Source organism: Caballeronia sp. LZ016, from assembly GCF_031450805.1.
In the GTDB taxonomy this organism is placed as follows: Bacteria; Pseudomonadota; Gammaproteobacteria; order Burkholderiales; family Burkholderiaceae; genus Caballeronia.
This window is the reverse complement of record NZ_JARTVY010000003.1, coordinates 1-26,861: the sequence shown is the minus strand read 5'-3', so window position 1 is coordinate 26,861 and position 26,861 is coordinate 1. Positions and strand designations below refer to the sequence as shown.

Below are 26,861 nucleotides of genomic sequence, written 5' to 3'. Positions count from 1 at the left end.
ATTCTCGGCCCGGATGGGCAGTTCAAACTCCTCCACCTGTGGGCGGCTAAATTCCCCCAGGCAGGACCAGTGGATTATGCGTCGGATTCCTCAGTGACGGCAAGCCTGGTCGCTGCTTCCCGGAGGCGATAACTCTTTCCTTCAAACTCGAGGAGTTTTGAGCGATGCAGGAGACGGTCAAGAATCGTCGAGGCCATGGTGCTGTCGCGAAGGTAGCGCCCCCAGTCCTGGACGATGCGGTTGGATGTGACGAGAATGCTGCGGCGATGCTTGTATCGTTGGTGAACAAGGGTCTGCAGCAGTTCGGCCGCGGCATCAGGGATGCGTTTGGCGAGGAACAGATCGTCAAGCACGAGAAGTTCGGGCTCAACGAGTGCCTTGAGCAGACGGTCCTGATCGGCCCGCGTTTCCACAGCATAGCCGGCGAACACGGTGTCGGACTCGACGTAGCGCACCTTCCTTCCCTGCAGGGTGGCGTTGTAGGCGATGGCCTTGGCGACGTGGCTTTTGCCGGTGCCCGTTTTTCCTATCAGCAATGCGTTGTCGCTGTCGGCGACGAACTTCAGGGTATGTAACTCGAAGCAAGCCTGACGAGGTACTTTGGGGTTGAAGGACCAGTCGAAGTCACTCAAGGTTTTTCGCTCGTCCAGACCGGACTGCTGATAACGTCGTTCGAGAAGCCTGGATTGCCGCCGATCGAGCTCGTCCTGCAGAATCATGGAGAAGGTTTCGAGGAACGGCTGCTGGCTGGCCTGGGCTTGCAGCACCCTCGTTTCCAGCGTCGCGCTGATGCCAGACAGACGCAGTTCGCGCAGCGCGCGGTCAATTTCAGCGAGGCTCATGCTCAAGAGAGATCTCCGTTGGGTGATGACATGGCGGCGCTATGACTGGCGCCGAGGGTGAACAGGTCGGCATAGTCGTCGCCGTCCCGGATGAGGTGATGTTCTTGAGTCAAGGGCAGTTCGCCCTGGATGGGCGTGTCCAGTTCAGCCAGCGCCTGCTCCAGAAGACGCTCGGTTAGCGCTTTGACCTGCTTGTAGCTGGTCACACCTTCTCTCACAGCGATCTCGCACGCCGAATCGATCAGGCGGCGGGGGTAGCGCCGGGCGAGACCGACGATGCCCCAGAGCTTGCGCTGACCGATTCTCCCTTCCGTATCGAACAGCTGCTGACACAAACGCTCGGCCGACGGCCCGATCGCCTTGGCCTGCAACAAGATGCGGCGCGTTTCCCGGGAGGGATTGAACGGTCGCTCATCGTGCGGCAACACCACTGATCCCGGCTTGTCGGCCAGAACGTGCGTGCGCAGCAATGCCTGTGTCTGGAGGTTGCGGACTTCCAGGCGACGGGCAAACTTGCGTACGAGCACCTGGCTGCCGATGAGAGCCGGTCGGGCGGCGTAGCTGCTGTGATCCACCCGTACGCACGTGTCGTCGCAGACCGTGTAGACCTTGTCGGTGAAGTATTCGAAACTGCGCGTGGGCAAAGCACCTAGATGGGGGCGCTCTTCCTCGAACATCGCCTGAACCTGGCGACGGGTGCTGCCGTGGATCCTTCTGGCCGCCCAGTTCGATTCCCATTGATCAAGGAAGGCGTTTTGCTCCTCGATCGATTCGAATCGTCGCCCCTTCAGGGCCGTGCCCTGAGTGTGCTGGATTGCGTTCTCGACGGTGCCCTTGCGATTCGGATCCCGTACGCGGGCTGGGTCCGCCACCACGCCGTAGTGAGCGAGCATGGCGGCATACACCGGATTGAGCTCCGGCTCGTACAGGTCCGGTTTGACTACGCCTTCCTTCAGATTGTCGAGAACGACGTACTGCGTGACGCCACCAAAGTGGCGCCAGGCCTGCTCGTGCAGTTCAGCCCAGACCTGTTTGCTGGACTTCCACACGACGCGGCGGAAGCTGCGCCGCGAGTAACGCAGCGTCATCACGAACAGCCGGGGCTTGCGGTATCGGTTGGTGCCCGGCACCCTGGTCAGGGCGCCTTCGCCATAGTCAACCTGCGCCTCTTCGCCAGGCATGAAGTCCAGCCGGTCGAACTGGGCCGGCTCGTGCTGACGCATTGTCCGCACGAACCGCTTGACGCTGTCGTATCCAGCGACAAAACCAAATCGGTCCACCAGATCCTGGTAGATGGCCATGGCATTGCGCCGAAGCCGCAATTGAGCCTCTATGAACTCCCGGTGAGGCTCGCAAGCTGATATCTGGCTGCCCTTTGTCGGTGGGCATGGTGGAGGAATTTGCAGCGCGCAGCCGGTGGGCACCGTGGGGGAATTTGCTTGCGCCGCTGCGAATTGCTCCTGGTACTTGCGAATCGTCTTCCGATCAACCCCGGTAACCCGGGAGATTTCCCGCTGACATTTGCCCGCAGCGACGAGTGTGGCGATGGTTGTTTGCAGATGCGGCTTCAAGACGTTCACTCCAGCCACCCCTCTTGTTCATTCTTCGAGAGGTGCAAGGTAACGTCCTGCCAGACCGCGTCAGCATCATGCTCCGCGTGTCTCTAGGTGGGGGATTTTGAGGTGCCCACAGGTGGGGGAATTTGCCCGCCCATCGGGGTTCTCGGAAAGCCATTGCCCCAAGGGGCAACGGCAGTTGCCCCATATCCCTATGGCGCGCACCGGCGTTGGGGTGAATGATTCTTAACGTCGTTCATTCCAACAGGGGTAGAACATGTCTAGGAAACTCAGATGGCTAGCCGCGATTGCCATCATGGCCCTCGACGCTGCCGTCAGCGTGACGAGCGCCGCGCCCAATCCGGCGACCGACGCTACACGCAAGGCCAACCAGGCGGTCGCAGACTATCTGCCGTTCTCAAACACGCAGGATTTCGAGGACGTGCGTCGGGGCTTCATTGCCGATCTGCCGAGTGCGGTGATCAAAGGCACCGCCGGCAACACCGTCATCGATCTCTCCCAGTATGATTTCCTGCATCAGAACGGTCCTGCTCCGGCCACAGTAAATCCGAGCCTATGGCGGCAATCGGAGCTGCTGTCCACGCGCGGACTCTTCAAGGTGGTCGATGGAATCTATCAAGTGCGTAACATCGACCTCGCAAACATGACCTTCATTCGCGGGAAGACGGGCTGGGTCGTTATCGATCCGTTGACGTCCACCGAGACCGCAAAGGCTGCCCTCGATTTGGTCAACGACAAAGTCGAGCGCTTACCCGTGACCGGTGTGATCTTCACGCACTCGCACGTCGATCACTTCGCAGGCATTCGAGCGGTTGTGGACGAAGCGGACGTTCGCTCGGGCAAAATCCCAGTCGTCGCGCCCGAAAGTTTCATGGCGGAAGCCGTCAGCGAGAACGTCTTCGCGGGCAATGTAATGAGTCGGCGCGCGTCGTACATGTACGGCAATCTGCTCCCGAAGAATCCGGAAGGGACAGTCGGCGGCGGTCTCGGTCTCACGACGGCGGCGGGCACCATCACGCTGTTCCCGCCGAACAAGCTCGTCGAAAAGACCGGCGAAAAGATGACCATCGACGGTATCGACATCGTTTTCCAGATGGCCCCCGGCACCGAAGCGCCCGCCGAGATGCTCTTCTACTTCCCGCAGTTCAAGGCAATCGACCTGGCAGAGGACGCCAATCACACGCTGCACAACCTCCTCACGCTGCGCGGTGCGAAAGTGCGCAGCGCGCAGAAATGGACGAGCACGCTCGACGAAACCATCGACATGTGGGGCAGCGACGCCGTAGTGTCATTCGGCAGTCATCATTGGCCGCAGTGGGGCAATCAGCGCGTCGTCGAACATTTGGAAAAACAGCGCGACCTATATAAGTACATCAACGATCAGGTGTTGCGCATGGCCAACCAGGGCTTGACGATGAACGAGATCGCCGAGCAGTTCAGGCTCCCAGACAGCCTCGCGAAGGAGTTCTATAACCGTGGCTACTACGGAGACCTGAAGCACAATGTTCGTGCGACATACCAACTTTATCTCGGCTTCTGGGACGGCAACCCGGCGAACTTCAACCCGTATCCGCCGGCGGAAGAAGCTAAGAAGTACGTCGCGATGGTTGGCGCGGCCAAGATGATCGACACCGCGAAGGCTGCGTACAGACAAGGGGATTATCGCTGGGCTGCCACAGTCGCGAACAAGGTTGTCTTCGCTGATCCGCAGAATCGTGAGGCGCGCAGTGTCGAAGCGGACGCGCTGGAGCAACTGGGCTATCAGGCCGAGTCGGGGCCGGCGCGCAACTTCTATTTGTCGGGCGCGCAAGAGTTGCGCGGCGGTGTGCAGAAGGCGGCGACACCTAATACAAGTTCGCCCGACATCATTCGCGGCATGACAACCGACATGTTCCTCGACTTCCTGGCCATTCACCTCAACGGACCGAGAGCGGGAGACAAGTCCTATGTCTACAACCTGAGTTTCCCGGATACGAAAGAGCAGTACGTGTTGACGGTGAAGAACGGGGTGATGAACTATCGGAAGAACAAGCAACTGGACAAGGCGGATGGCACCGTCACGTTGAATCGCGCGACGCTTGACGACATTGCTCTCGGGAAGATCAAGCTCGGCAATCTCGCCGAGAGCGGTCAGGTCAAGATCGATGGCGACTCGGCAAAATTCAAGGACATGCTCGGAAACTTCGACAAGTTCGATTTCTGGTTCACAATCGCTGAGCCTTGATAAAAAAGGCCGTGCTCCGAAATCCTTAGGTCACATTTCACGCGCCGCGTTACGAAGATGCAAATGCCGCGCGTGGAAACGACTGCGCCCTGCAGAGGGAAGCCATACGACAAATGCGCTTCCACCGCCTTCCCTGGACCGGGACGTGATGGTGCCGCCATGGCACTCGACGATCGTCCGAACAATTGAGAGCCCAAGTCCCATGCCGTGGACTTTAGTGGTGAAAAACGATTCGAAGAGCTTCGGTCGCATTGCTTCCGGGATGCCGTGACCGCGATCGGCAACGGTCAGCTCGACGCCGTGCTCGCAGGGTTGAGTCGTTATCGTGAGAAGGCGCTCCGAAGGCTCCGTCTCATGCATTGCGTCCATGGCGTTGACTGAAAGATTGAGAAGTACCTGCTGAAGCTGAATCCGATCTCCGACGACGTCGGGACATGTCGTACAGAGGTTCGACTCGATAGCGACATGGCGACGTCGAGCTTCAGGCGCCAACAACGTCAGTGTTTCGTCGATAGTGAAATTTAAGTTCAGTTCGACGAACTCGACGGGGTGCTTTCGCAGCAAATCGCGCAGGCGTTGAACTACCTGACTCGCGCGTACTGCATCACGGCGCACATCAGCAAGAATCTGCTGAAGTTCTGCCACTTCGGGCTCGCGATGCTCCAGGATCATCCCCGCCGCGTCGGCGTTGCTCAGAATGGCCCCTAGCGGTTGCCCAACTTCGTGCGCAATCGATGCGCTCAACTCACCGGCAGACGAGATGCGTGTAGCTCTGGCGAGCTCGTTGGCACGTACGGTTGCGGCTTCTTCGGCGAGTCTTCGCTTGCGATGCTGCCAGAGCAACGCCGCAATTGTTAAAGCTTGCAGCGCTACCACAGCAGCCACGAAGAGAACAGTGCCTCGATATTGATTCCAAAGGGATAGAGGCACATTGAGTTGCTCACAGTCGTCCGGAATCAGAGCGGAGCGAACCGCCAATTTATTGGCCTGGCCTCTGTCGACAATGCATCGAGATCGCTGCGTCGGCAAAGTCGCACTGTGGGGCGATACCTTGCCAAGCAAGATGGATGCGGCGAGCTCGCCCGCTCGGCGTCCGTTGTCCTCGTAGCTTATAAAAGCACCGCCTATCAGACCTTGATTCAGGTAAGTGGGATACCACCCGTAAATGGGAGCGCGCGACGCATGTGCGATCGGAGCGACAACTTCAAACGGGAAATAGGTTCGGCTTTCACGGTCGCGATACATCGTCGTATAGATAACTGCAGCGGCGGACGGGTCAAGTGCGCGGAGCCGAGTCTTCAGTTCCTCGAGGGTGAGCCCGCTCCATATGCTTACCTCCCATTTTCGAGCTCGCCGGGATCGAGCCGCCTGTTCAGCCAGCCGCGAGGTAAAGTCGTCGAAATTGCTGTTTCCTGCCACGATCACGAGTTGCGTCGCTTGCGGCTGGAGCGCTTCTGCAAGGGCAATCGTCTTGTCCGCGTCAAAATGCCAAGGGATATAAGCAAACTCGGGAGGCATGCGTGCGACACGGCTTTCGTCGATGCTTGTGATCAGGATGGGTGTCTTGGGCCAGATGTCCCTGTGATATCGCGCGGTGAAATCGAGCGCGAAGTCGGCGATGCCAATCACAAGATCGATTCGTTTGTTGCCGTATTTCTTTTTAAGAAGCGCGAGGAACTGTGGAGTCAAGTCGTCACGATCGAATCGCAATTCGTCAAGGGAGTCTGTGTAAAACTCGACGCCATCTGGCGCAGCCGCAGTTAGGGCGCTACGCAGTGCTCGGATTTGGATCGCTACCGCTGGCTGCGTAGGATCGGCGCCCGGAAGAATGACGACTCGCCACCGCTCGCCGGCATGAACGGCCATTGAGAGCAAGCCAAGAAGCAATACCAGACAATACAAGCGGCAACGTCGCTGCAATTGCGCGGGGTAAGGCGATGCAACGCGCTGTGCCGCAGTTCCCTCGGGCATATCAACTCCGAACGTTGGCGAGCCGATTTGTCGTACGCACGACCGGGGCGGCCTGCGGTGTTTCTCCTCCGATGATCGTACGACGCCCAATATAGCAAAGCTTACATTCACCTTGACTCGTTTCGGTACTTCGTGATCATGTCGGCATTCGGCGCTGGGCGCGCGCGTCTTGCCTTCAGAGGGCCGCTTTATGTTTCCTACCGGCCCATCCGCTGTTGTGTGTGTTGGATGACCGCGAAGGGTCGAAGTGCGCGTTCACGACCGGCTGCTTTCGGGAGGCGAAATTCCAGTGACCGTTTTACTGCGATGAGCTCGAAGGGCCGATGGACGCAGCCCGGCCCCGATCCGGCCGTTCAAGAGATGCATCCTCAATGACTGTTGCTGAGGAATATCGTCATCCGTCAATTTGCATCGTGCGACAAGTTCGCTGCGCTCTTGATGGGCACTGTGTGGGGCACCAAGGAAACCTGCAAACGAAAACGCTACCGTGGCCGCGACCGGCACTCAATGTTCGTAGTGCCGGGAGCGACGACGTGTCCTTTTGTTGGCTGGCCGAAAGGCATGCTACTGTCAAGCGTTCCGGTCGACCTATGCGGGGGCTGCGACGATGGGCATTCGTGCGTACCATTGTTTGCTTCACGACCGTGGGCGGCATGGAGCCGCGCTAGTCGCTATGGGAGACGGCGCGCGCCCGATGCCGGCTGTGGCACCGCGCTTCCGTCATCTATAGTGAGATAGACAGGAGGCCATCAATGCCCCAATCCATCGAGATCAAGCTTGAAAGGCAGTCCGGCGGCTGGGTTTGGGCTGCCGTGTTGCACGGAGCAAGCGACGGCGAGCCCGTCATACTTAGGCAATCGAGGGAAGCGTTTCCAACTGAGGGAGAGGCCCGGCAAGATGCAGAACTCGTGGTACCGGCCCTTTCCGTCAAGTCACGGCAGTGGGTGGACGAGAGTATGGAATAGCCATTGCTGCTTGCCAGAAATAACGGTCTCTTTAGTTACCGACAATGCCTGGCGCGCCCGCTCCGCTTTTAAAAATCTGGAATCCTGGCCCATTTGCAGTTGTTACCCCACCCGTGGCGGTCCTCATCGTCGATGATGACATCGCGGGCGCCGAAGCGCTCGCTGCTGCGCTCGCAACTGAGGGAATCCGAACAATCGTCGCCGATGGCGGGACTTCTGCCCTCATGACGCCGCCTGCTTGGACGCCGCATGTTGTCATACTCGACATCGAAATGCCGGCTTGCGACGGATTTGACGTGGCATTAGCGATGCGCGGATCACGCCGTTTCGCAAACACACCGATCATCGCGTATACCTCGCTGGATGAGACGGAAGTCATCGAGCGCGGCAAGGAAGCGGAAATCGACGCTTTTCACAGAAAAGGAGAGCCTTTGCGGTGCCTGCTTAGATTAATCGATCACCTTGCTCCCGGTGAGGCGGCGAAGATCCCATGATGCAGGGGCACACCGAACACTTGCGGCCTTCTCTGATCGGACTTCGCTTGTTTTCAGCTTACGCGACCGACTTAGACCGAATCAGCGTGCGGCATCGCCCTGAGCGCGAGGCCGGCATCTGCGACGCTTACGCGGTTGCGGCCTGCACATTTAGATGCATAGAGCGCTTCGTCGGCCAATCGAAGCGCGTCAGAAAGGTCGACCAGCTCGACGAACTCTGCGCCGGGCGGAAAATCGCATACGACATAGCCAATGCTCACGGTCATCGGCGCCCGCAAACCGACGGAGCCCGATCCGCTCGCGCGCTTCGATGATTCGGACTCGACGTCGCTGCGGATCGATTCGGCTACGCCTGCTGCATGCTGAGCGTCCGTATCGGCGAGCGCCAGGACAAACTCCTCCCCGCCATAGCGCGCAGCGAGGTCGCTGCCGCGGCGTGCATAGCGCGCGAGACACTCGGCGATCAGCTGAAGCGCCCGATCGCCTGCGTCGTGACCATGCTGGTCGTTGTACGCCTTGAAGTTGTCCGCGTCGATGAAGTACAGCGCGACCGTCAAGCGCTTCCGGTTTGCCAATGCCCACAACTCTTCAAGCGCGGCGTCCAGCGTCCTGCGGTTGGCCAGCCCGGTGAGCGCGTCGGTTCCTGCGATGTGCAACAGTTTCGCCTGCGCGGCGTCACGTTGCCGTAACGCCAGAAAGAGCAACCAGACGGCGAAGGTAAAGCAGCCTGTGACGATCAGAACCAGGGCCGCCACGATCAGCGAACGCCGTTTCCATTCGGCGGTCACATCTTGCAGCGACGGCGACATCGAGACGATCAGATTGCTTCCACGCACGCGAGCGAACGTGTAGACGCGCTCGACCCCGTCCATCGGAGAGGCGGCGACGTAGGACCCGCTCTTGGACGTCAGCAGTGTCGCGAGGCTTGGCGAATTCAGCGTCGGTGGCAACAGGCCCTCAGGCAGCGCCGGGTTCCTCGCCAGCAACTTGCCGTCCGTCTGAATCACGAACGCCGAGCCGTGAGGTCCGACTTGCAACTTGTCCACCATCTGCTGGAAGTACTTGAGGTCGATGGCAAGCATCGCAACGCCCGCGAAGCGCCGATCGCGTTCGGCCGTAATGCGACGGCTCAGGGCGATGGATACGTTGCCATTCCTCAAGCGCGATCGGAATGGCGCAGAGACGTAAAGTCCAGCGTCAGGCCGGCTGCGATGGACGATGAAATAGTCGCGGTCGGCGAAGTTGGCGAGAATCGTCCTGCCGCCGGGCTCCTCCGAAACGGCGCCGAATGCGTCGAGCGCGTAGATGCCGCTGATGTAGCCGGCAATCGTAGATCGATCGAACAGGACTTTGCGACGCATCCCGGGTGTAAGCGCCGCGACAGCGGGATCCTGCATGCCCTCGACCACCGCCTGCAGCGCCAGGTCATATACCTCCAGGTTGCGTGCGACTTCCCCTGCCATGGCGGAGACGACGTTGGCCGAGTTCTGCGTTGCCCGATGGATCGCCTCCTGGCGACCTTCGATCAGCACAACGCTCGTGACGCCCACGACAAGCCCGCTCATCACGGTCGCGCCGATTGCCAGCCAAAGTGGTCTTCGGATCGCAGATGTCGCGGACCTGCCGAGCAGAGAAGTCAGATGCAGCTCTGGATTGAGTTTTCCGGCGGACTGGCGGCGCACTTGCCCTCTCACCCCGTTATTGTGGTAGCACGGGACAGAAATCCCGCACGATGCCTGAAGCTGCGGCCTGTAACCGAGCGCAACGTAATAGCTCCCACCCTGCCAGCCGAGGCAAAGACGATCACCACGTCGGGCGGCGTAGCCGTATCCTGCCCGAATTCATCGCGATGTCAAATGCTTACGATGCTGTAGAGCAATTGCCGCGCTCGCTTGCGTCGGGTACCGGCGCCTTGCCCTGCCTCGCGGCACGATTGCCCCGTACACCAGCGAGTCAAAGCAATGCGGGATGGCCCCGCCTGCTTGAGGTCGGCGCGGCGTGCGGCTGGTCTGCAGCTCGATCCAGTCGGCGACCTAGCGGCTCGACGGCTGCGATTGAGGCGACCACGAAGAGTGCGCCGCCGAGCAGCGTGCGCCCCATGCACAGCGGCTTTTTTTCTCTCCCTTGCTGCGTTGACGTCCGGGCCATGAGCAGTTTCGTCGAGAAGGCTACACGCGCATCGCATCAGCGGGGAGCCCCAATAAGCTGAGCTTTCCCGGGAATGAGGCGCATCTCAGTGGGGCTACCGAAAGTGAAGCGATAAACAGCTAACGGCTTCAGAGGCGCCGATATCGTTCGCGGACTGCCCGAACGGGTCATTAAAAGCCCTTCGCTGCGAGGCGCAGCGAGGGAGAAACGGCATGATCGAAACAGAGGGCGACAAAGAAAAGCCCGCTGACAGGGGCGGGCGAAAGATTGCGTGCAACGAGAGAGGGCACGCATAAGCAGCGTAGGCCCCGGGGCGGTAAGTAAGCAAACAACGAGCAGTGGTTGCTAACCCTCGCTCGGTTTGTTGCGTCCGCTCCTTGCCCCGGCACCGCGCGCTCGCTTTTCTGCATTTCTGAATATGCACTTGATGTACCAACCTTCCTGTTCACCTCGGCGGGGCCACGGCCGTGTCCGCGTGCAAAGGAGCAAAACTAAGCAGAAAATTCGTTTATTGGCCGTGCGAGTGAAACGGCAGCCCGGGCAAGCCACCACCGAATAGCAAGGCACGGATTGCGGCAGCGACAGCGCCCGAGCTTTCGGCCACGGCAGAAGCACTGGAGGGCCGGGAGGGAACCGACCGCGCCGGCGACTATCCTCCTTGAGTCTGGAATTGCTCAAGCGGGACGATAGGCGGTAGGCTAGCTTTTGGTACAGCAAGATTCAGGTTGAGCGTTGAGCTGCCTATCGACTGACAGAACGGCGCATTGCTTTGACAACCAACGAGCGTCGAAGACACAAACACTGGAGACGGACATGCGCGCTTGGGAGCCCCACCGATGTCATTCCTATGCAATAGCCCGCTTTGGGCGCGCGGTGGACCGCTTCATTCGAGCTGAAACGCGGGCAGACCGCGAGCAGGCGATGAGGTGGGCGCGAGCTTGGCAGCGTTTGAGCGAACTGGCCCAACTGCGAGGGCAATTACGCGCGGGCCGCTAGCGCCCGCAGCAGTGGCGAGACGGCGACTATCCGCGTCGATGGACGCGAATCTAGCCATGCACCTTCCCGTCAGCGCCACTTCTCGGGTGCGTGACGCAGAAGTGATCATCACGCGTTTTCATGCTTCCCAGTTTGGACCAAAAACAGCGCTGGACAGATAGGGCTACCAGGCCCCCCCGCGATGCGCTACGCACTGCACGGGTGTTGGCTAGGGCGCTACGACCGTACCTGCAATGGCTTCGTTGAGTTGGCCGGCGTCAACAGGCTTCGTGAAGTGGAAGTCAAACCCAGCGTCAGCCGTGCGCGCCCGATCTTGAGGCTGCCCCCATCCGGTGATGGCGACGAGCGTGAGGTCTTTCGTCGAGGGCGTCGCCCTGATACGGCGCGCCACGTCTAGTCCGCTCATGCGCGGCAAACCGAGGTCAAGCAGGACCACCTCGGGGATGTACTGGCCAAGGATCTGGACCGCTTCCTCGCCCGAATAGACAGTCCGTACTTCATGCCCGTCCAATTCGAGGAGCGCCGTTATCGCATCAGCGGCATCGACGTTGTCATCAACCACTAGGATGCGGCGCGTCTCAAGCGACGATGGGAAGGCGGCTGCATCGCGCGTCGGCGCTTGCGGTGGCAGGACTCTGTACTTTGCCGGCAGATGGATGGCAAAACGGCTCCCCTTATCTTTTCCGCCGCTCGATGCCGTCAGACGGCCTCCATGCAGTTCGATCAACGATTTCGAAAGCGCCAGTCCGATGCCAAGGCCGCCTTGCCGGTGATGGTCCGGGTTCACTTGCGAGAACATCGAGAAGATCGCCGACAACTTGTCCGGCTCAATGCCGATGCCGTTATCCGTGACTGACAAGACGATCTCCACATCGTCAGCCGTCGCCGTTAGTTCAATTCGCCCGCCGGGTTGAGTGTACTTCGCCGCATTAGCGATAAGGTTGGCGATCACCTGCGCGAGCCGCAGGCGGTCAGCCTCAACGTGGAGGGGTCGGGCGGGAAGCTTGACGACGATCTGGTGGCCCTTACCCTCGAGCATCGGCGTTGCGGTTTCTACGGCATCGTCGACCACTTCCTTAAGCGCCACCGCTTCCTTGCGTAGCGTCAGCGCCCCGCGCGTGATGCGCGAGACATCCAAAAGGTCATCCAGTAAAAGGGCCATCGCCGCCGACTGCCGGCGTAGCAGCGTGATGCACCACTTCCTGCGCTCATCGGTCAGCCCGGGCTGTTCGAGTATCTCCGCGACTTGCCTGATAGGCGCGAGTGGATTGCGCAGTTCATGGGCGAGCGTCGCGAGGAACTCATCCTTGCGACGGTCAGCTTCTGCGAGCGCCTGTTCAGCGCGCACCCGCGCAGTCACGTCGCCGAACCACACAACGACCGAATCCCCAAGCGACGCAGCGACGACGTGAAACCACTGCTCGCCGTTGGCTCCTTGGATGCGTATGTCAAAGGCGTCGCGCCCTTGCCGTTCTGCGAGTGGCGCAAGTCGGTTGAGCAGAATGTCAGCGCACCCGGCCGGACGGACATACGAGGTCGAACTGCCGCCGACCACGCCTGATCCCTCATTGAATAACGACGCGGCCGCCTCGTTCAAGTAGTCCCATCGAAGCTCGGTTTTATGGGACTCGCGCACCACTGGCGTCACGATGAGAAACGGCGCGCCGGCACTGTTCAACGCCACGTCGAACCGGTGCCGAGCATCGCCCTCGACTTGCAGAAGTCGATTGGCCGCTTCCTGCGCAGCCGCTTCCGCTTTTCCTGCGCGGCGGGCCACCTTCGCCAGTCGGTATCCAGCCACTACCAGGAGACTGCCAATGACCGTGTATGCAAGCAAGACAGCACGGTCCTCCGACTGCTCAACAGCCAGACCTGAAGGCGGCAACCAAAGGGCGCCGAAGCAAAGACCGCTCGCTAGAAGCAGAAGTCCCGATCTGGCACCAAAGAGCACGGTAATCAACGGCAGCGATGCACTGACTATAAGAAACGTCAGGCGGCCATGAGCAAACATTGTCAGCGTCTGCTGAGCCAAAAGAACGACGGCTGTCGCGGCAATGCCAAACAGCAGCCGCTTCATCGGTGGGAACTGGTTGATTCGCACAATCATAGTGAGGGCCCCGTGTCGTCGTTGCGCCATCGACGTGCACTATCGTCTGCATTAAGCGTTCCTCCTATTACGAGAGTGACACCGCCTTCGGCACTGGCGAGTTGCGCATTCCGAGATCGACCGCAATGGCGCCATTCGCGCGGGCGCTACGTCGCCGCGTTGATCGCTGCTGCCGTGGGTCGGGCAGCTGGGCAAGGTGCATAGCTCGCCAGCTATCGTCGGCTATCCGATAGCCGCCACACCGACGCTTATAATCGGCACCTGCTCACCATTTATGCTGTCCGCATGCAACGCCCAATACTGCTCGCCGACGATAGCGAAGCCGATCGTGAACTGGCACTCATCGCCTTTGAACGAAGCGGAATCACCAACCGTGTGATAGCCGTCGCGGACGGAAAGGAGGCGCTCGAATTCCTGAACCGTGAAGGCCGGTGGGCGAACCGCGAGCGCGTGCCACCAGCGTTCGTGATGCTCGATCTGAAGATGCCAATAGTTGACGGCTTCGCGGTGCTCACCGCCATGCAGAGATCTCCCTTTCTGCGCCATATTCCGGTCGTCGTGCTAACGTCCTCGAGACGGGAAGAAGACCTTGTGCGTGCTTACAACCACGGGGCGAATGCATACGTGGTCAAACCTATCGAATTCCCTGAATTCGAGCGCGCTATTTTTGACCTCGGGCGGATGTGGGGCATGCTTAACGTGCCGCCGCCAGCGTTGCCCGTGTAACGTCCCCTTAGCGCATCCGCAGCTACAGCGGCCGGTCTGAGCGGTACAATTGCCCGCAGAGGTGTCTTATGCCTGGTACGACGTTCTGCTATCGCTGCTGCTTTCGCACCTGCTCCGGATAAAAGCGAAGGTTGTTAGGCCCCGAAGGTCCGCGTCGATCTCCACGCGGTCCGCGCCCGGCATGTGCGTCTAGGGGCGAGCCGGCTCTCATCTGCCACCGCGCGTCGCCGACGCCATGATGATCGGTGTCCCTGAGCGTCGGCCCACACCGGGCTCGGTGACAGCATTCGACGCCATCCATTTCGGGCATCTCCTAGTCGGTGGCAACGAGCAAGAGGCGCGTGTGGCGTAGCCTGTCAATGCCTGTTTGCCACCCTCGGCGGACGTACATCCGCGGCGGCACTGATCGCTCCACCCGGCAACGCGAAGGCGATTCGCCAATACATTCAGATCAACGACACTGATCCGAGACCTTTCAACTGGACCAAATCGGCCGACGACATCCTGGCCAGCGTCAAGCGATTCCTTTTGGCTGCTTTGTGCCGCGTTCCTTCGCTTTCCGCGTTCACCGTAGCGCGTGTTCTTTTGTCTACAAGTTTCTAACTCGGGACACGAGTGGAGCATTCTGAGCATGCTTGTACGGGCGCGGCATTTCACTTTCTGGTTAGTCGGTGACCGAGCCCTAGATCGTTCGTTAGCTGCCAGACATAGACGCGTGAGTAGCGCACGCCGAACTTCTCCTCAATGAGGTCCCGAAGTCTGGCGTTCGTCCACGACTCCGAGTCAAAGCCGTAATCCACCGCGGAGCCATTCAACGCGTCGACTATCCATTCCACGGCGTCCGGATTAAGCGCGGAAACTTTGCCTCCCACTTGCATCTCGCGCAGCGCGTCAAGTCCGCCTTTGCTAACCAGTGCCTGATACCGCTTGACCGTCGTCGGCGTCATTCTCAGCTGTTCGGCAACTTCCTTTACCGAACGTCCCTCAAGGAGTAATTGACCCGCACGTAGCCGACGGGAAACGCTGGGTAGGTTTTCCGGCGGCGTACGCATTATCACCTCCGCTGTATGAGACGCACAGATGCATGTCGAACTCTCTCAGTGGCGCAAGTGCGCCCTCCGCACAACGGAAACGCAGCTACATATTGATATACCGCGGACCGGTTCTACGCCACCCTTGCGTTACAAAAATATCACTTGAAATCGCGCCCGACATCGTTTATCTATCGGCCCCGTCAAATTTCGAGATGCCGATTAAAAAATTTGGCAGAAAGGATTCTGTTTGCTATCGTTTTCTTACTGGCAACGCGATGTCAATGCCTAGCGCGTCCGATTCGTAGTCCTACTCGATGTCCAAAGTTTGTCGGCCTGTCGCAGATGTCATCAGCGACAGCGGTTGAACTCGCCCGGAGCTGGCGCCTGCTGGTCATGGTAGGCGCGGAGTAAGCCGTAATCCGCAGCAGGCGCGGCACCATTTGGAGTGTCGATCATGAAGTTGGCAATGCAGGCTGTCTTGGCAATTCTGTTGGCGGTATTGACTGACACTGCGTCGTCACAAAACGCTTCTGACGACGCAAACAAAAGCAATAATCCGCTTAACCTCGCCGCGTCGTTTAACGTGCAGAACTACTTTACGCCCAGCATTTTCGGGGCGAGCGGTCACACAAATGATTTCCTCTTGCGCCCGACTGTCCCCCTCGGGCCGAACAACGTTATTCCATTTCCCGAAATATTCCGCCTAACGGTTCCAATTAGCACACGTCCGGATCCAGCGGGGGGTTACAACACGGGTCTCGGCGATATCAATCTCTTTGATATTTTTCTGTTGTCACAAGGTCAGACGCAAATTGGCGTGGGCCCGCTGATTACGGCCCCGACAGCGACCGACCGCACGCTTGGGACCGGCAAATGGCAAGCCGGTCTCGCCGCAGTTGCGGTAAATGCAACGAAGCAACGCCTGCTGGGCGCGCTCGTGCAATGGCAGCATTCGTTCGCCGGACAACGCGACCGCCCGACCGTACAAAGCCTGACGACGCAGCCGTTTGTCATCTGGAATCTTCCGGAGGGCTGGTATTTGCGCTCGACAGGTGTCTGGACCTTTGACCTCCAGCGTGGTTGGTACTACATCCCGGTTGGACTGGGCGCCGGTAAAGCATGGCGGAGCGGCACGACGATCTTTAACGCGTTCATCGAACCGCAGTACTCAGTCGCGCATTCGGGCAACGTCTCGCAGTGGCAGATTTTCGCTGGCCTCAACATGACCTTTGGCAAGTGATGCACGGATAAGATCATGAACATTCGAGCCGATCGCTTCGGCAGATGTCTGCGCGTGCCATTGACGCGCCTAGCTGTCGCAGCGCTAATGGCCGGTTGCCAACTGGCTCACGCGACGGAGGGCGGCCTCGGCAGGCCCATCGCGGGCATGACCGTTCTTTCAGGCATCGGCATTGTGCCGCCCGAGCCGGTCACCATCTTCAACCTTCAGCAGATCTATTTCGATGGTTCCATCAGTGCGGGTCGCCAGGTGCCGATTGCTGGCAGGACGTCGGCTGGTATCAACGGGGAAATCGCCTTCACGCTCGCTTCCATCTTGCACGTGTGGGGAAACGTGAGCGGATGGGATATCGCAAGCAGCGTTACGCTGCCTTATGTCTGGACCAAAGTGACAGGCTCCCTTTCGGCTGGTCGCTTCTCTTCGTCGACGAGCGACCGAGCGTCGAACCTTTTTGACATGTACTTCACGCCCCTTGAAGCGGGGTATCACATCACGAAGACCGACCATATCGCTCTCAGTTTCAACTTTTGGGCGCCGACGGGCCATTACAACAGCAACGATCTGGCTAACCCGAGCCTAAACAACTGGACGTTCGTGCCCCAGGTTGCCTATACCAAGCTCATCCCGCAGTACGACCTGGAGTTCGATGCCGTGCTTGGCGTGCAGTTTTACACGCGCAACACTGCGACGGATTATCACAACGCCCCGCTGCTAACGGCGGATGCGATGGGTATCAAGAGGTTTCCAAACGGCTTGGGCGTAGGGCTGGTCATGGGCACGGTGCAGCAACTCGGCAACGACAGCGGACCCATTGCTGACAGATTGAACGGCTTTGTCGGCCATGACTTCTCGCTCGGCCCTATCCTGACGTACGACACCAAGCTCTATGGCAAGCACCCCTTGTCGGCCACCATCCGCTGGGTGCCGAGCATTGCAAGCACGAATCGCCTGAAGAGCACCAAGAGCTTCCAGGCAACGGCCACCTTGGCGTTTTGACGCGCGACCCATGGAGCAATGCCATGCGCACTCGAATCGTTTTGCTGGTCTACCTGCTTGCCACTTTCGTCGCGGGATGTGCTCATGAGGTTGAGCGCCCCGCCGCATCAGCTTCCGCCCAGACTCCAGCTCCCGACGCGGCCGGTGACGTGTCCAACGCGACTACGTCCCCCGAGCCCGACGGGGACGCCCACTTAGAACCGGGTGCAATGGGTGCGCTGACGGACATGGGCGACTACCTACGCTCGCTTCCGAAGTTCGAGGTGCGTGCGGACACCTCAACCGACGTCGTACTCGACAACGGCCAGAATGCCAGCTACCTGCACCGGACGGTACTCGATGTGCAGCGCCCCAACCGCGCACGGGCCGAGGTAATGGGTAGCAGAAAGCCGCGTGGCATCGCCTACGACGGGCGCGACTTCGTCATCTTCAACGAAGGCGAAGGCTACTATTCGCGCAATCCAGCGCCGCCAACGCTTGACGGCCTCGTTCGCGAGTTGGCGACTGTCTACAACATCGAGATGCCGCTGGTCGATCTGTTTTACTGGGGCAACGGCAAGGTCGATGAGCTTGTGCTCACATCCGCTCAAGACCTTGGTCTCGAGAAAATCGACGCACGCTGGTGTGCCCACTACGCTTACCAGCAGCGAGGCGTCGATTGGGAGCTGTGGCTTGAGCGAGGCGCGCGACCGCTCCCCTGTCGAATGGTCATCACTGACACCACCCAAGCGTCGCACCCGCGTCATACCGTCACCTACCACTGGGATCTTCATCCAGCCTTCAAAACATCGACCTTTGCCTATCGTCCTTCACCGAGCTCCCACGCGATTGAACTGAAGCCGGCCACCGATTCGCCCTTGCAGGAGGTGCAATGACGCGCCGTCAACGCCTGCTAACCACCGGCGTAATTTCTGTCGTGGTGCTGTTCTCGCCTCCCGCGCTGGCGTTTCGCGGCATGGCGCGCACTAGCGTCCATCCGATGCCCCATGGTGCCTTCAGTGGCGCACAGTTCGCCCACGGCGCTTCGCACGGAGGCGGTGGGGCCTTCCATGGAGGACAACTACCGCATGGCGGCGCTGACGTGCCAACAGGCGGGGGCCGACCACCTGGTCCTGCGCCGAATCCCTTGCCGCCTTCAGGGCTCGGTCCAGGCCCGGGTCCGCATCCGCATGTCGGGCCTCCGCCCGATCCCGTTCCACGTCCGGGGCCTCAGCCACCGGGCCCGGGTCCGCATCCGCCCGGTCCAGGTCCAGGACCGCGGCCGCCCGGCCCGCCGCCGCCACCTCCACCGCCACCATCTCCACCCCCGCCGTTTTGGGGAGGTTGGTATGCAGACCCGGTCGCAGTCGGCTTAGCGGTCGGCGTGACAACTGCGCTCGTCGTGGGCACAGCCGTCGCGAGCCTGCCCCCGAGCTGTACCGCTGTGGTCGTGGGAGGCGTCACCTATCAGCACTGCGGGCTTAATTGGTATCAACCGCAGTATGTCGGAACCACGGTTCAGTACGTCGTCGTCGATCCACCGCATTGATTGCTGGGAGCAAGGATGGTCCGCTCATCTATCCAATGGTTGGTGCTGTACTGCCTCTTGGTTGCGGCAACGGCTGCCCGTGCCGCCCGAGAGGAGCCGTCGCGTCTGCGCGACACTGAGGACGGGCAGTTCGATATGAGTGACGTCCTGCTTAGTCATCGCGGCGTGCTGCCTGTTCCAAATATCATCACTGAGCCTGCCATTGGGTATGGGCTCGGACTGGGCCTGCTGTATTTCACTGCGCCCAAGCACGAAGACGGCAACTCAGACCCTGCGAGCGAAGGTAGAGAGCTAAGTCCACCCAACATTACAGGTGTGGGCGCATTCGGTACCGGAACGCACAGCTGGGGCGTGGGGGTCGCGCACTTTCATACGTGGATGGACGACCACATCCGTTACTTCGGAGCGCTCGGCAGAGTCAATCTGCATCTGAACTGGTATGGGCCACAAGGCAACGCCAATGCCTACCAGCTCAGCGGCGTCGCGCTGGTCCAGCAGGTCCTCTTCAAGCTTGGCGGCTCCCCTTGGTACATCGGACCCCGATACACCTTTTTCGACACCACAACACGCTTCGGGCCCGTTATTCCCAGCGGCATCAATCATTACGAGCGCGACGTGAAGGTGGGCAAAGCGGGCGTCGTCGTCGACTACGATACTCGCGACAACATCTTCTTCCCGAGCAAAGGCACCTATGCGGAGTTCGAGGCGGATTTCGCGCGCGGAGGTTTTGGCAGCGATGACGCGTTCGAAATGCAGACGGCCCGGGGTTATCACTGGATGCCGGTGTCCGATAAGTGGGTGCTCGGGCTGCGCGCGGATACAGGCTTCTCCCAAGGCGATATCCCCTTCTTCGTTCAGCCATACGTCAATCTGCGCGGCATCTCCCAGGCCAAGTATCAGGACCGCAACCAGCTCACGGGCGAGGTCGAGCTTCGCTACAACATCACCCCACGCTGGTCGGTCCTCGGATTCGGTGGCCTAGGCAAGGCCTACGGCAACGTTCATTCGTTTTCCGATGCGCCCACCGCGTTTGCTTTCGGTGCAGGTTTTCGCTATCTCATTGCCCGCAAGCTCGGCATCTCCATGGGAATTGATGTCGCGCATGGCCCAGGGCAAAACGCGTTCTACGTTCAAGTGGGCAGCGCATGGCGCTGAGTATGTCACTGTCATCGGAGGCAAGCATGAACACACGAACGGTTGAGGAAATCGCAGCATTACTCCAGCTCGCGGCCAAGCAGAAGACGCTAGTCAGCTATCAACGCCTGCATGCGCTGTTTGTAAAGGGCCAGTCGCTCACGGAGCGGTACCGGACACTCCAAGACGCCGCTCAACTGCTAAGCGATTGCAAGAGCCTTGACTACGGGTGCCTGATGGCGCTTCACAACGGCTTGCCCGGCGACGACTTTTTCACGAGGTTTCGGATGAACAGACCGACCGAGTTCCAGGCAGTGATGGGATTTGCGTCTCCTGGCCGCTCAACAACGAAGAAGCGTCAGATTGCCGAGCGGGAGCGAGCGCGCGTGTATCGGCACGCGTCTCAGCCCGAGTCAACTGTCACCGCTGCCGACAGCATGTAGTCGCCAGCATCCTCCTATATCGAACGTTACATAAACTGAAGGAGCAGCGTTCATGAAGATCACGCATGCAGTAGTGCTGATAGCTGTCGCCTTAGCCGGAGCAATCCTTGAGCACGCCACCGCGCAACAGCCCGACGTCGCTGTGCACCGAGGGGAGCCGCCACCAACGCAACAGACAATAGCGGAGCCCACACGTGTTCAAGGCCGGCCAGGATACAACCAGCCGAATCAATATATGAGCACGCCGGTGACCAAGATCGCCGACAATATGGAACCGATCATCAGTCATCCCGACCAGCTACAGCAGGCCCAGCAAAAGTTGAGCACGCTCCAGCAACGCACTGGGAAGCGCCCGAACATCGTCGTCTTTCTGCTCGACGACGTCGGGTACAGTGATTTCGGCTTTAATGGCGGCGGCATCGCAATGGGCAACGACACGCCCGACATCGACCGTTTAGCCAATCAGAGTCTTATCCTGTCTTCTGCTTACTCTCAGCCGAGCTGCTCGCCGACGCGCGCGACGGTCCTGACCGGCCAAAATCAGGCCCACCACGGTATACAGTCGCCGCCGATGTATGGTCAGCCTGGTGGGATGGAAGGCTTGACATCCCTGGCGCAACTCATGTCGAAGCAGGGATATACCACTCAGGCCGTCGGCAAGTGGCATATCGGCGAAAACACCGGCTCACAACCGCAAAACGTCGGCTTCGACGATTTTCGCGGCTTTCTGTCCGTCTCGGACATGTACACGGAGTGGCGCGACCCTGCTTACAATCCCGAGGTGGCCCTCAGCCCAGAGCGCTACAACTACATCCTCAACCTGCCGTTCAACAAGAGCGATGTGCATGCCGTGCGCGGTGGACAGATCGAGAACCTTTACGAAATCACTACCGATAACATCAAAGACCTCGATCAGAAATGGTCCGCCTATGTCGTCGATTTCTTAAACCGACAAAAAGACGCAACGAAACCTTTTTTCCTTTACTACGGGCCACGCGCCTGCCACTTTGACAATTATCCGAACGACTTCTATCGTGGCCGCTCTGCATCGCATACGAACTACGGCGACTGCATGGTTGAGGTGAATGATCTGTTCAAGCGGCTAGTGTCCACGTTGGAGAGTAACGGACAACTCGACAACACCATCATCTTCTTCGCCTCCGACAATGGCCCGGAAGCCGAAGTGCCACCGCACGGCCAGACGATGTTCCGCGGGGCCAAGGGGTCGACGTGGGAAGGCGGTGTTCGAAGCCCGTTCTTCGTCTACTGGAAAGGCATGATCCCCGCGCGTCGCTCCGAAGGCTTGTTCGACTTTGCCGACGTTTTCAATACGTCACTTGCACTGGCTGGTCAACCGGGCGCGTCGGTGAGCAAGCTCGTTCCCGCTAAGACGTACATCGACGGCATCGACCAGACGTCGTTCCTCCTCGCAGACAACGGCGTGTCAAACCGGAAAAGCGTTCTGTACTTCTGGAACGACGAGATATCAGCCGTGCGCGTTGACGAGTTCAAGTTCATGCTCAAGGCTCAAGAGGCGAACTCACTGACGCAGCAAGGGTTCAATGGGGGCTTCAGCGGCTCAATGCAGCAGTCTTGGGCGAGCATCATGTTCAACCTCTACACGAACCCAAAAGAAGATGAGACGATCGGCATCCGCCACATACCGATGGGCGTTCCGCTACAAGCTGAATATCTACGGTACGCCGACGTCTTGAAGAAGTACCCGCCAAGGCATCAAATCTCTCTCAAGTAGCCTTTAAGTCACGCCGGCCCTTGTGGCCGGTCTCGGGAGGAGGGCGCTATGAACGCCAAGATAATTCGTCGGTTCACTGTCGGCACCGCCATTACTCTTGCGGCACTTGCAACGTCCTTCGCCGCCTATCAGTGGACGAGCGTTCCAAAGCCGCTGACCGTTGGCGACGGCACCAATGGCCCATCGAACATGGTGTGGATTTCAGGCGGCGAATTCATCATGGGTAGCAATCATCGCCATGCGCAACCTAATGAAGGGCCCGCGCACGCGGTGAAGCTGAGCGGCTACTGGATTGACCGATACGACGTCACAAACGCTGATTTCGCGCGCTTCGTCGCGGCCACCGGCTATGTGACGACTGCCGAAAGAAAGCCGCGCTGGGAAGATCTCAAAGTACAGCTGCCTCCCGGTACTCCAAGGCCAACTGACGCTCTCTTGGTTCCCGGCGCGCTAGTTTTCCAAGGCGCTGACTCGCCAGTGCCGCTCAACGACTATTCCCGTTGGTGGAAGTTCGTACCCGGGGCAAATTGGCGGCACCCGACGGGCCCGGGCAGCTCTATTGTCGGGAGGGAGGATCATCCGGTCGTCCAGGTTTCGTTCGAAGACGCCCAATCTTATGCAAAGTGGGCGCACAAGCGACTCCCGACTGAAGCAGAGTGGGAGTATGCGGCACGTGGTGGTCTTGAGCAGGCCGATTTCGCATGGGGAGCTGAATTCTCTCCCGACGGCAAGAAGATGGCCAACACCTGGGATGACGGCGCGCGACCTTTTCCGGTTACTGCGGCGAGCGACAGCAATGAGAAGGTCCAAGTCGGCACAACGGCTGTCGGAAAATACGCGCCGAACGGGTACGGGCTTTACGATATGGCCGGAAACGTATGGCAGTGGACCGGCGACTGGTACCGGGCCGATGCGTTCCGTATCCAAGCCGCAAGCGCGAGAGTTGTTCGCGATCCAAGGGGACCCCGTGATAGCTATGATCCCGAAACAGGGGCGGTTCCTTATGCTCCCGAGCGGGTTACGCGCGGTGGCTCGTTCCTTTGCAGCGAGACCTACTGCCAGAGCTATCGTACCAGCGCGCGACGCGGAACAGATCCGATGAACGGCATGTCGCACTTGGGCTTTCGCTTGGCCATGGACCAAAGCGAATGGGCCCGTCAGGCGCAGAGGTAGCAACAAAGCGCCGGCCGCTGCCGGACGGTTTCGGCCGTCCGGAGGCCGCCGGAAGCAATGACCGAGTTACTGCAGATGGCCGCGTGCTGCCGGATGCATTGCGATTCATCGGCCGCGATATCTCGCGACGCCGTCGGCGGTCATGCATCGGATGCCGCAAGGTGATACTTAAAACGCGCGACGCTACCGGGGCCTGAAAGGTCCCGAATCGACGAGTTTCATGATTGCACGTTGACATATCCCATGCGTTCACGCTTTTCACTGCGGCACTCCGTGAGTGATTTCATGCGCCCATCGCTTGCCTGCACTCCACGTCAGCCACTGCCGCTCGCTCTTGGCATGCGCGCAGTTTCGGCATGCGGGCAGGCCAGTGAACCGCCTGGGCAGGCGCAACTGCGGCGTCAGCGGCCATGAATGCTGGAAACGCGGCGCAACGGGAAGAACGCGGGTCCACTCCTGCTAGTCACGGAGGTGTCCCCGGGGCGCCAACAGTCGCACACTGCGACGGGATGCACGCACAGCACGCGCGTATGAACGACAGTGTCTCCGCTTGCTGTCCGTTAGTTATGAAAGGCGTGACTCGGAAGATCGTCGATAAAATTTACCGATACACTGATCTATCGACGAACAAGACGGTGAAAGTGACTCTTTTCGTCGCTTATATCGCGAGCCAGAAAGTTAGAATCGCGATGCGGATGCACGATTGAGCTTCCCCTCACGTCTTGGGAAGAATATGACTGATTGGAAAAGCGATCGCCGCTGAGCGACGTCGTTCGATGATGATGTACGGGGTTATCGTTGCCGCGTTGGTCGCGTGTGCAATTGCGTCGGCATTTCAGGCAGTCGCAGTCGTCGCGGATGTGCGCATGCAAAACCGCGCGGCGGCCGCAGTGAGAGACGGCAATGCATTGACCAGCGGTTTAGAGCGAGCCGAAACCAGTCAACGGGGATTTCTGCTCACCGGTGATCAGGCCTACCTAGACCCGTTCGAAAACGGCAAACGACAGGCTTTAGCATCGCTGCAGAGTTTGACCACTTCCCTCCAGCGGCCGCAGCAACGCACCGCGCTGTCACAGATCGAAGCGGATCTCAAAGACAAGCTAGGCGAGCTCGATCTCACGATCACCCTGGAGAGGCAAGGAGACCATCCTGGCGCAATGAGAGTAGTGAGGACGAATTCGGGCAAAGCAGCGATGGACCGCATACGTCTTCGAATCGCAGGGATCACTGCGGAATGCGAAAACAAAAGGATCGCCGCCTTGCAGGATGAAACTTTCCGCGTGAAGCTTACTAGCTACGCGTTCGTGGGATTGCTTCTATCTGTGGCCGCCCTTCTCGCATTCGCGACGACGATGCAGATGAAGGCGTTCGCTGGCCTTCTGCGCGGAAACGCGCGAATAAGCCGTGCCGCGTACCGGGACTCGCTGACGGGTCTGCCGAATCGCCGCGATTTTGAGCGCAAATTGAATGAGTTAGAACGTTGGGGCAAGTACGCGAAGAGCCCGGTTACTGCACTGTTCATTGATCTTAACGGATTCAAGTCCGTGAATGACACATTGGGTCACGCGACCGGCGACACGCTGCTGCGTCAGATTTCGGGAGCGCTCCGGCAAGTGACGAGATCCGGGGATACGCTCGCGCGCGTTGGAGGCGACGAGTTCGTCGTCATTGCGCCGGGACTAGGCAAACGGGAGCAGATTGATCAACTCTGCGAGAGGCTGCTGTCGGCTGTGCGTCCGATCGAACTGGAATTTGCGTCGATAGGTCTGAGTATCGGAGTGGCAACTCGCAAAGCGCCGGATGAGACGCTTGAACGACTCGTCCAGCGGGCGGATATTGCGATGTACGAAGCCAAACGATCAGGCGGGGGGTATCGATTCAGCCAAGAAGATGAAGGGACAGCGTTCGCGTGAGTCGCACGCCACAAAGCGATTCTCCTTCGTCGTCTCGTGTTCAGCGGCCGTAAGCCCGCACAAGGCAGAACAGTCGATGTAAACAAGTAGGTGCAATTGCATCTTTCCCTTCAGTACTAAAAGCGCGAGCCGTAATTAGCGCTAGAGCGTCGCGCAATTTTGCGCTTGCATCTCCGCTCGGGCGGAGCCAGTATGGCGCGCCGCGCGGGCACAAGACGCCGTACGGGCCCATGAACGGACTCCGAGAGAACCCGAGAATGAAATTTAAGAACATCACAATAAAGAACCGGTTGATCGCTGGCTTCGGCCTTCTGGCTGTGCTGGTCGTGCTGGTGGCAGGCATGTCCGTGCGCGCGCTGTCCGTCGCGACGGGCGAATTCAAAAGTTACGTGAACGGAATCAATGCGCGCGCCGACGTCGCCAATCAGATCCGCACGGCTGTAGACCGGCGCGCGATCGCCGCGCGCAATCTTGTGCTGGTTATGAAACCCGCCGATATCGAACTCGAAAAGGCCGCCGCCACGCGCGCCCACGAAGACGTGCAGGCGCGCCTCAAGCAACTCAACGACATGCTTGCCAGCGCGACCGACACGAGCGAGAAGGCGAAGAGCCTCGCCGCCGAGATGATGCGCGTGGAAGCGCTCTACGGCCCGGTCGCGACGAAGATTGCCGGTCTCGCGCTCGCGGGCAAGCACGATGAAGCCGTGACGGCGCTCGACGATGACTGCCGACCGCTGCTGGCGCAACTCGTCAAAGCAACCGACGACTACGCGGCCTACACCGCGACGCGCCGCGAGGAAATCGTGCGCGCCGACGAGGCGAGCTATGAGGCGCAGCGCAACGTACTCATTGCGCTGTGTGTGGTGGCAGCGCTTTTCGCGGTCATCGGCGGGCTCTTGGTCACGCGCTCGATCACGGCGCCGATCAGCGAGGCCGTCGGCATCGCGCAGACGGTGGCGCGCGGCGATCTGACGAGCCGCATCGTCGCGAATACGAAGGACGAAACCGGCGATCTGCTGCGCGCGCTCGCCACGATGAACTCGCGCCTGACGAATATCGTGAACCGCGTGCGCGAAAGCAGCGGCACGGTCGGCGGCGCGGCGAAGGAGCTCGCGACCGGCAATACCGATCTGAGCCAGCGCACCGAAGAGCAGGCCGCTTCGCTGCAGGAGACCGCAGCGAGCATGGAAGAGCTCACGTCGACGGTGCGTCAGAACGCGGAGAACGCGCAGCAGGCGAGTTCGCTTGCATCGAACGCGTCGAATATCGCGAAGAAGGGCAGCGATGTCGTCGGCCGAGTCGTGACCACGATGAACGGCATCAGCGACAGCTCGGACAAGATCGCTGATATCACGGGCATCATCGAAGGCATCGCGTTCCAGACCAACATTCTCGCGCTCAACGCGGCAGTCGAAGCGGCGCGCGCGGGCGAGCAGGGCCGCGGCTTCGCGGTCGTCGCGAGCGAAGTGCGCAGCCTCGCGCAGCGTTCGTCGACGGCGGCGAAGGAAATCAAGGAACTGATCGCCGATTCGGTCGGCAAGGTGCGCGACGGCGCGCTGCTGGCAAGCGAAGCGGGCACGACGATGGCCGAAGTGAC

Annotated in this window: 18 protein-coding genes; 12 read left to right on the top strand and 6 right to left on the bottom strand. The window is 59.8% G+C overall.

Going from position 1 to position 26,861, the window contains the following annotated elements; genetic code table 11:
* Positions 1 to 74: 74 nt before the first annotated feature.
* Together istB and istA are read right to left on the bottom strand one after the other, a co-directional pair.
* Entirely contained in the window at positions 75 to 842 is a 768-nt protein-coding gene (istB, locus tag P9220_RS19165) for an IS21-like element helper ATPase IstB (RefSeq protein ID WP_309765432.1), read from the bottom strand.
* Between the two features lie 2 nt (positions 843 to 844).
* The gene (gene istA, locus P9220_RS19160) at positions 845 to 2,422 is read right to left on the bottom strand and encodes an IS21 family transposase (protein ID WP_309764531.1); all 1,578 of its coding nucleotides are present in this window, start codon (positions 2,420 to 2,422) and stop codon (positions 845 to 847) included.
* 316 nt (positions 2,423 to 2,738) lie between these two features.
* Between istA and P9220_RS19155 the strand changes: the two genes are divergently transcribed.
* Positions 2,739 to 4,643 (top strand): alkyl sulfatase dimerization domain-containing protein, encoded by a 1,905-nt coding sequence (locus tag P9220_RS19155; RefSeq protein ID WP_309766879.1) that lies wholly within the window; start codon positions 2,739 to 2,741, stop codon positions 4,641 to 4,643.
* A gap of 30 nt (positions 4,644 to 4,673) precedes the next feature.
* Here the strand turns inward: P9220_RS19155 and P9220_RS19150 are convergent, their stop codons facing one another.
* Entirely contained in the window at positions 4,674 to 6,614 is a 1,941-nt protein-coding gene (locus P9220_RS19150) for an ATP-binding protein (RefSeq protein WP_309766878.1), read from the bottom strand.
* A 1,078-nt stretch (positions 6,615 to 7,692) separates the two neighbouring features.
* On the opposite strand from P9220_RS19150, the gene P9220_RS19145 reads away from it, so the two are divergent.
* Positions 7,693 to 8,073 (top strand): response regulator, encoded by a 381-nt coding sequence (locus P9220_RS19145; RefSeq protein ID WP_309766876.1) that lies wholly within the window; start codon positions 7,693 to 7,695, stop codon positions 8,071 to 8,073.
* A gap of 71 nt (positions 8,074 to 8,144) precedes the next feature.
* Here the strand turns inward: P9220_RS19145 and P9220_RS19140 are convergent, their stop codons facing one another.
* Together P9220_RS19140 and P9220_RS19135 are read right to left on the bottom strand one after the other, a co-directional pair.
* Entirely contained in the window at positions 8,145 to 9,638 is a 1,494-nt protein-coding gene (locus P9220_RS19140; RefSeq protein WP_309766874.1) for a sensor domain-containing diguanylate cyclase, read from the bottom strand.
* Positions 9,639 to 11,425: 1,787 nt separating this feature from the next.
* Entirely contained in the window at positions 11,426 to 13,294 is a 1,869-nt protein-coding gene (locus P9220_RS19135) for an ATP-binding protein (protein WP_309766872.1), read from the bottom strand.
* 315 nt (positions 13,295 to 13,609) lie between these two features.
* On the opposite strand from P9220_RS19135, the gene P9220_RS19130 reads away from it, so the two are divergent.
* Entirely contained in the window at positions 13,610 to 14,050 is a 441-nt protein-coding gene (locus tag P9220_RS19130; RefSeq protein WP_309766870.1) for a response regulator, read from the top strand.
* A 653-nt stretch (positions 14,051 to 14,703) separates the two neighbouring features.
* On the opposite strand, the gene P9220_RS19120 is transcribed toward P9220_RS19130, so the two are convergent.
* Positions 14,704 to 15,102: a helix-turn-helix domain-containing protein gene (locus P9220_RS19120; protein ID WP_309766869.1), complete on the bottom strand. Its 399-nt coding sequence runs from the start codon at positions 15,100 to 15,102 to the stop codon at positions 14,704 to 14,706.
* Between the two features lie 436 nt (positions 15,103 to 15,538).
* On the opposite strand from P9220_RS19120, the gene P9220_RS19115 reads away from it, so the two are divergent.
* The 9 genes from P9220_RS19115 to P9220_RS19075 form a co-directional block, all read left to right on the top strand.
* Positions 15,539 to 16,324 (top strand): hypothetical protein, encoded by a 786-nt coding sequence (locus P9220_RS19115; RefSeq protein WP_309766867.1) that lies wholly within the window; start codon positions 15,539 to 15,541, stop codon positions 16,322 to 16,324.
* Between the two features lie 15 nt (positions 16,325 to 16,339).
* A complete protein-coding gene (locus tag P9220_RS19110; protein WP_404989559.1) occupies positions 16,340 to 17,320 on the top strand; it encodes a transporter in 981 nt (326 codons plus the stop codon).
* 23 nt (positions 17,321 to 17,343) lie between these two features.
* Positions 17,344 to 18,195, top strand: a complete 852-nt coding sequence (locus P9220_RS19105; protein WP_309766865.1) for a DUF2092 domain-containing protein — start codon at positions 17,344 to 17,346, stop codon at positions 18,193 to 18,195.
* A gap of 668 nt (positions 18,196 to 18,863) precedes the next feature.
* Positions 18,864 to 20,003, top strand: a complete 1,140-nt coding sequence (locus P9220_RS19100) for a BamA/TamA family outer membrane protein (RefSeq protein WP_309766864.1) — start codon at positions 18,864 to 18,866, stop codon at positions 20,001 to 20,003.
* A 26-nt stretch (positions 20,004 to 20,029) separates the two neighbouring features.
* Complete coding sequence (locus P9220_RS19095; protein ID WP_309766862.1) at positions 20,030 to 20,425, top strand: hypothetical protein; 396 nt, start codon at positions 20,030 to 20,032, stop codon at positions 20,423 to 20,425.
* A 52-nt stretch (positions 20,426 to 20,477) separates the two neighbouring features.
* The gene (locus P9220_RS19090; protein ID WP_309766861.1) at positions 20,478 to 22,178 is read left to right on the top strand and encodes a sulfatase-like hydrolase/transferase; all 1,701 of its coding nucleotides are present in this window, start codon (positions 20,478 to 20,480) and stop codon (positions 22,176 to 22,178) included.
* Between the two features lie 48 nt (positions 22,179 to 22,226).
* Positions 22,227 to 23,351 carry a formylglycine-generating enzyme family protein gene (locus P9220_RS19085; RefSeq protein WP_309766860.1) on the top strand — a complete coding sequence of 375 codons (1,125 nt, stop codon included), beginning with the start codon at positions 22,227 to 22,229 and terminating at the stop codon, positions 23,349 to 23,351.
* 776 nt (positions 23,352 to 24,127) lie between these two features.
* Positions 24,128 to 25,264 (top strand): diguanylate cyclase domain-containing protein, encoded by a 1,137-nt coding sequence (locus tag P9220_RS19080; protein WP_309766859.1) that lies wholly within the window; start codon positions 24,128 to 24,130, stop codon positions 25,262 to 25,264.
* A gap of 257 nt (positions 25,265 to 25,521) precedes the next feature.
* Positions 25,522 to 26,861 (top strand): methyl-accepting chemotaxis protein (locus tag P9220_RS19075; RefSeq protein WP_309766858.1); only part of this gene is annotated, 1,340 nt, incomplete at its 3' end.

Coding starts and splice junctions, on each gene's coding strand:
- P9220_RS19080 (WP_309766859.1), top strand. CDS start 24,128: ATGATGATGTACGGGGTTATCGTTGCCGCGTTGGTCGCGTGTGCAATT.
- P9220_RS19095 (WP_309766862.1), top strand. CDS start 20,030: ATGAACACACGAACGGTTGAGGAAATCGCAGCATTACTCCAGCTCGCG.
- P9220_RS19085 (WP_309766860.1), top strand. CDS start 22,227: ATGAACGCCAAGATAATTCGTCGGTTCACTGTCGGCACCGCCATTACT.
- P9220_RS19090 (WP_309766861.1), top strand. CDS start 20,478: ATGAAGATCACGCATGCAGTAGTGCTGATAGCTGTCGCCTTAGCCGGA.
- P9220_RS19105 (WP_309766865.1), top strand. CDS start 17,344: ATGCGCACTCGAATCGTTTTGCTGGTCTACCTGCTTGCCACTTTCGTC.
- istB (WP_309765432.1), bottom strand. CDS start 842: ATGAGCCTCGCTGAAATTGACCGCGCGCTGCGCGAACTGCGTCTGTCT.
- P9220_RS19140 (WP_309766874.1), bottom strand. CDS start 9,638: ATGAGCGGGCTTGTCGTGGGCGTCACGAGCGTTGTGCTGATCGAAGGT.
- P9220_RS19135 (WP_309766872.1), bottom strand. CDS start 13,294: ATGAAGCGGCTGCTGTTTGGCATTGCCGCGACAGCCGTCGTTCTTTTG.
- P9220_RS19150 (WP_309766878.1), bottom strand. CDS start 6,614: ATGCCCGAGGGAACTGCGGCACAGCGCGTTGCATCGCCTTACCCCGCG.
- P9220_RS19130 (WP_309766870.1), top strand. CDS start 13,610: ATGCAACGCCCAATACTGCTCGCCGACGATAGCGAAGCCGATCGTGAA.
- P9220_RS19120 (WP_309766869.1), bottom strand. CDS start 15,102: ATGCGTACGCCGCCGGAAAACCTACCCAGCGTTTCCCGTCGGCTACGT.
- P9220_RS19110 (WP_404989559.1), top strand. CDS start 16,340: ATGAACATTCGAGCCGATCGCTTCGGCAGATGTCTGCGCGTGCCATTG.
- P9220_RS19115 (WP_309766867.1), top strand. CDS start 15,539: ATGAAGTTGGCAATGCAGGCTGTCTTGGCAATTCTGTTGGCGGTATTG.
- P9220_RS19100 (WP_309766864.1), top strand. CDS start 18,864: ATGGTCCGCTCATCTATCCAATGGTTGGTGCTGTACTGCCTCTTGGTT.